This is a genomic window from Mesorhizobium sp. M2A.F.Ca.ET.042.01.1.1, from assembly GCF_003997405.1.
Taxonomy (GTDB): domain Bacteria; phylum Pseudomonadota; class Alphaproteobacteria; order Rhizobiales; family Rhizobiaceae; genus Mesorhizobium.
Genome location: NZ_RZRX01000349.1, coordinates 1 through 5,075, shown reverse-complemented (window position 1 = coordinate 5,075; position 5,075 = coordinate 1). Strand labels below are relative to the sequence as shown.

Here is a 5,075-nt window from a genome sequence, read left to right as displayed (position 1 = left end):
GTGGTGAGCCAGATCCAGTTTGACAAGATCCAGGACCTGATCCAGAGCGGCATCGACGAAGGCGCGACGTTGGTCGCCGGCGGTCCCGGCCGCCCTGCCGAGCTCAACCGGGGCTACTATGTCCGCCCGACCGTCTTCGCCAACGTCACCCACGACATGCGCATCGCCAGGGAGGAGATCTTCGGCCCGGTGCTGTCGATCCTGCCTTACGACTCGGTCGAGCAGGCGGTCGAGCAGGCCAACGATACGGTCTACGGCCTGGCCTCCTACATCCAGGCCAAGGACCTCGAGAAGGCGCGCGACGTCGCAGCCCGCATGCGCTCCGGCAATGTCTACATCAACTACCCGACCTGGGACGCCGGCCTGCCCTTCGGCGGCTACAAGCAGTCCGGCAACGGCCGCGAATATGCCGAATACGGCCTGGAGGATTTCCTCGAGATCAAGGGCATCGCGGGGTATGAGGCGGCGGAGTAGCGAGCCCGGTCCACAACGGAAAAGTGTCCGAGGGGCGACGGGCAGCCGCCACATCCACTTGGAACACGAAAAGGCCTCGCCGGCGAGACGTCGCCTTGCGAGCTTCGGGCGATGCGCTGTAACCGTGCTGTTGGCGCCTTCCAAGCTCGTCACGAGCGTGTCGAAGTCTGCGGTTTACCCGCGGCCCGCCTCGATGATACCGACCATCGCCCGGGTAAATTCGACCATACTGTTTGCCGTCATGGCTGCATTGTCGGGAGATTGCCCGATATGCTCGGCGGCTCCGCAACATGATCGTCGGATGCTGTCGTAGTAGGGATCTCTCTCATCGTCCGGCATCGTCGCCAAATTCAGGGCACGGCGGTGGATCATGCGCAACAGCTGCGCCAATGCTGTTTCGACACTCATGCGTTTGCTCCGCATCGGTCGAGCGTCTCGGCACACTGAGTGCCGGATCGTCGATCGGGGACATTCCCGATTCGAGCAGGCTGCGCCGTAGCTATTAATATATAGTTGATTGCTAATATGACCGGAAAATCAAACGGAGTTCAGCCGACAGCGATGCCCGTTGCGATGAACTTACGGTTCAAGTGTGGGAATGCGCGGAGAAAACTTTGGCTGGGGTTCTTGGAAGCATTTCGAACTTTCTGCGCCTCGCCTCAAACCGAATTGCGGGTGCTTGTGGATAAGGCGGGCCATTATGTTGGCGCCTATGTCGCGGCAACACGGTCCTTCAGGTCGTAGTCGCGGTGATCACAATCCCGGTTCTCGCGGTGCTTCACAAAACGCTCAGGTGCTGCTCGACATGACGTCGACTGATTTCATTGCCGGCGTGCTGGTGGGGGCCGCCGCCCTGTTTTTGGTCGGTACTTGGCCGAACGCGAAGAGCGGATCAATTCAGGGTCAAGGTTCGAGGAAAAGAGCACGCGACGCTCTTGTAGGCGCTTCGCCGCCTGGTGGTGCATCGTCACATTGTTGGCCCACGTGCCGGGCCGCTGGCTGCGGCCGGCGGGCTTTTTGTTGGCGGTCAATGCCCCCGAGGGATGTAGACGGGCTCTCCCGAGGGCACTTTCGCCGCGAACTGGAGAGTGAAGAGGAGCCGATCCCGGTCATCCGTCACGTTCATAATCCAAGGGGTCATATGCTCCCAAAAGGATTGCTTGCTGTCGTTTATCATCTCACCGGCTGCGCGCACTGCTTCCAACCGCGGGGCGTCCAAATCCGGGAGATCGACCCCTTCAGGGTCGGGAATGAAAGTGCCATTGTCGACGTGAAAATAATAGGTCGTCATGCAGCTTTGCCCTTGTTGGATAACCCTAACTGTCCCGGCAGGAGTTTGTTTCACGTTCTGTTACAGCTAGACGCGCAGCGAAACCTTCACCTCCACCAAGAGTTTCTCCCGATCGATTCACGGAGTTGTGCATGGGTCGCGACGGCAGAGATGACAAGAAGGAACCGGTCGATCTGCTGGTTCGTCGGCTGGTCAAAGAGGCGGACGTATCGGAGACGCAAGCTCGCGAGCTTGTCGAGCTGATTGGCACCGACTGGTCGTCACTCGTTCGTGAAGCCCGCTTTCTTAAAGGAAGGCACTGATCGTCCCGGAACATTTTAGGTAAGCGAACGTTCATGCGGCGAGTTTTAGGTGTGGTCAGTTTTGAAATTTCGGGGTAGGGCGCAAGGCTTGGGCTTTAGGAGATGGACACGCAGCTAGCGAATTCCCAGAAGCAGTATTTTATGTCGCTCCGGCTAATCGAAAAGGCAGAGCGCTCCGTCAGGCGCACGGCCAAAAGCCTGAAGACGGGATTCAGCGCGATTATTCGCTCAGCCTCGTTGCTGCAAAAGCCGATCCGGACTCCTTTGGTTCTGCCGTCGGACCGAAGGGGGATAGACCTAGAGGGGAGCCGGAGTGGCTAGGGCATCGGGTTGGACTGCTGAGCTAGCCGGATAGCCTTCGCGGGCTCGTCAGCTCCGATCACCGCCATGCCCAGCAGATACGTCAGAAGCGCCTCGCCCGATGCGTCCAACCTGCGGCGCACTTCCTTCAGCATCGATCGGGCGAACTGCAGGTTCTCAAGTCTGGTGGGCTGAGCATCTCGGCCTCCCATAAACTATGGCTGGACCGAAAGTATTAGCCGAAGCGTGGGCGAGAGTTAATTCAGCCGCGGCGCCTGGTCGGCGACAAAGGGTGCCAGGCCGTGGGCGAAAAACACCCGCTGAATCTGCACAAGACGCAGCGGGTGTTTTAGTCTGGCACTTCGACTGGCGCGAAAGGGACTCAAAACGCCCAGCCGGGAACAACAATGAGATAGCGGGCTATAGGTTTCATGGTAGGGACCTATGCGCTGTTACGTGCGACCGAGGTCGCACGGAATGGACTCGTTTCTGACTATTTCTGGGTGTATCTTCTTCCCGTCGTCCGTAATTGGGTAGAGGCACGCGGATGCTTGGGAGCGGTCATGATGCTTTCGCCCCGTCCGGGGGGACAAGCATGTCGGCATACGGTGTGGCGGATTCCGCCCAACTTGCAACTCTCACGAAAGCCCTGAATGACTATTGTGCCAAGCACCGGGTTGCAGGGAAGGATGAGCGCGAGCGCATAGCGCTTAAAGTCCTGGGGCTTTTCGGACGAGGCCTGATTGATCCTGACCAGCTATCGGCAGAGCTCGAACGGGTTGCCCGGTGATCCAAGAGTTGCATCCATGGGGAACAGAACAGCGGCTTGTCGATAGCGCGCGCCGCTTGATTGGCCGCACCCGCGCCGAAGTGGAAGATGCAAGATTGAAGGTCGAGCAATCGCGGCTTGCCCTTGAACAGTCCCGCAAGCGCCTCCAGCACTCACACCTTCTGGAAACACAGAAAAGCCCCAGCGCGGAGGGTGACCGGCGCTAGGGCTTCAGGCATGTAACTAACCTAATACGTCTTTTGGACATGGTGTGATCGGGTAAGCCCTTCCTAGCCCCATAGCCTCACTCGCCATCGTCGGCGTGCGTTGCTGTTGGACTAGCGCTTGCGTACAGCGTCCCGGCTGACCGTTATACCCAGATCCCGGCCGCTTACGGTGACAGTGTGCTCATCAACACGCATGACCTCGCCTATAAGCTCGATCTTCTGCCCGCTGCTTATGTTGAGGGTGGTGTCCACGATTGAGTGCGGTTGGTGATAAGACGGGATCAGTACGCTCACCCGATCCTCAGTGACGCGCTTCCGCACAGTCGCGGTGATCACGACTTCGTCGCCGACCTTGATGCCGCCCTTCGCCATACCCCTAAATGCTCGAGCGGCGGATTGGTTCGCAAGCGCAAGCTAATGTAACATCCGCCTGAATGTCAGGCCGTCTTATCAGCCCCCCTCAAATAGATGATGGCGGCGCACCGTAGGAGTTATAGGATCGACTTCGCGCGGCTTCCCCGAGGCGAAAAGATGCAGTCTCCGGTAGAAAAGAACAAAAGCCCACCTCGGCTGTTGCCGGGCGACGCGGAACGGCAGGCGAGGCTACAGAAAATGGTCGGGCTCCGAAGCCTTCGATCCCACTGCTCTTGCCTCCGGCTCGACCCAGATGCCGAGTTTCATGATGTGATCGACTGTTCTGCTCTGTTTGAACTGCCGAAGATCTCGGGACGTTACGTGATGGGGAGGCCGGCGAGGGGCACGCTCGCTTGAAGGATTTGCTGTTGGCGATGCTTCTCGACGAGCACATCAGCATGGCGTGACGCCACGTTCTGGATGGCGAGCGGCATATCGTTCGTCAGCACGAACGAATAGTTCGACTGCGTTCCAAAGATCTCCCCACTGCGGACGCTTTGAAGTTCCTGGACCTATTGGAACAAGTTCCCGCGTTCCAGCGACAGCACCTATCACAATTATTGTCGAAATCGGACCTGGGGGGATCTGCACGTTCGGCGACGCCGAAGCGGCTGTCACCGAGCCCGACCGGCGACGTGATTTCGATTTCCCGTCCAATCGTCCGGCTTGCCCTACAGCTTCAGAACGAAATCAGATTGAGGGGGCTGAAAGCTAAGCCTCCGAAGAGCACGCTTCACTAGCTGCCGCCCACCGGCCGCTCCCGGCCTCCGTCGCCGACTGCGGATGTACCAGCGGCGACCGGAGCAGGCCCCTTTCGACCGCAAAGAGGTGAATGGGCTTCTTGGGCCAGAGGGGCGATCGAATCGAGGGCGGCTTAGGACCCCGGCGAGCGCCAACGCCGCCTGGTTCTCTAAGCTGCTGAACTCGCTGGTGGACGTTTGGCTACAGAACCGGGCGGTTTGGCTTCCTCGGTTCCGGCAAGCTGTTGCACGGATTTGCAGCCAATGCGGCTAAGCGCCAGTCTCTTTGGCACATCTCCCTTGTCAGCAACTCATTGCGATCATCATCAGCGGTCGCTCGACCTTTCTTCGCGGCAAGCAGATAATCGGCTCTGTTCGTCCGAAAGTCTTCCTTGTTCGCAGACATCGTTTTCCTCCCGGATTCCGCAGGCGTTGCCCTCCTTCTGGCCTGACGGGGAGACACACTAGCTGCCGATATGTCGCGCGAGTCCACCGATTGAGGATTGTGTAGAACGATTTATCCGAGCAGCGGCTGCCCAACTCTAGGCGGTGTAGACA

The 5,075-nt window shown here is 59.0% G+C and carries 5 protein-coding genes; 2 read left to right on the top strand and 3 right to left on the bottom strand.

Translation table 11 applies throughout. The annotated features are described in order from the left end of the window. A partial coding sequence (locus EOA23_RS31435; protein WP_127306974.1) for an aldehyde dehydrogenase family protein occupies positions 1 to 474 on the top strand: 474 nt, incomplete at its 5' end. 174 nt (positions 475 to 648) lie between these two features. On the opposite strand, the gene EOA23_RS31430 is transcribed toward EOA23_RS31435, so the two are convergent. Together EOA23_RS31430 and EOA23_RS31425 are read right to left on the bottom strand one after the other, a co-directional pair. Continuing rightward, positions 649 to 882: a hypothetical protein gene (locus EOA23_RS31430; RefSeq protein WP_127306973.1), complete on the bottom strand. Its 234-nt coding sequence runs from the start codon at positions 880 to 882 to the stop codon at positions 649 to 651. A 619-nt stretch (positions 883 to 1,501) separates the two neighbouring features. Beyond that, positions 1,502 to 1,765, bottom strand: a complete 264-nt coding sequence (locus EOA23_RS31425) for a hypothetical protein (RefSeq protein WP_127306972.1) — start codon at positions 1,763 to 1,765, stop codon at positions 1,502 to 1,504. Between the two features lie 131 nt (positions 1,766 to 1,896). On the opposite strand from EOA23_RS31425, the gene EOA23_RS35910 reads away from it, so the two are divergent. Then, positions 1,897 to 2,067 (top strand): hypothetical protein, encoded by a 171-nt coding sequence (locus EOA23_RS35910; RefSeq protein WP_189341779.1) that lies wholly within the window; start codon positions 1,897 to 1,899, stop codon positions 2,065 to 2,067. Positions 2,068 to 3,474: 1,407 nt separating this feature from the next. On the opposite strand, the gene EOA23_RS31415 is transcribed toward EOA23_RS35910, so the two are convergent. Then, positions 3,475 to 3,735, bottom strand: a complete 261-nt coding sequence (locus tag EOA23_RS31415; RefSeq protein WP_127306970.1) for a hypothetical protein — start codon at positions 3,733 to 3,735, stop codon at positions 3,475 to 3,477. Positions 3,736 to 5,075: the final 1,340 nt, after the last annotated feature.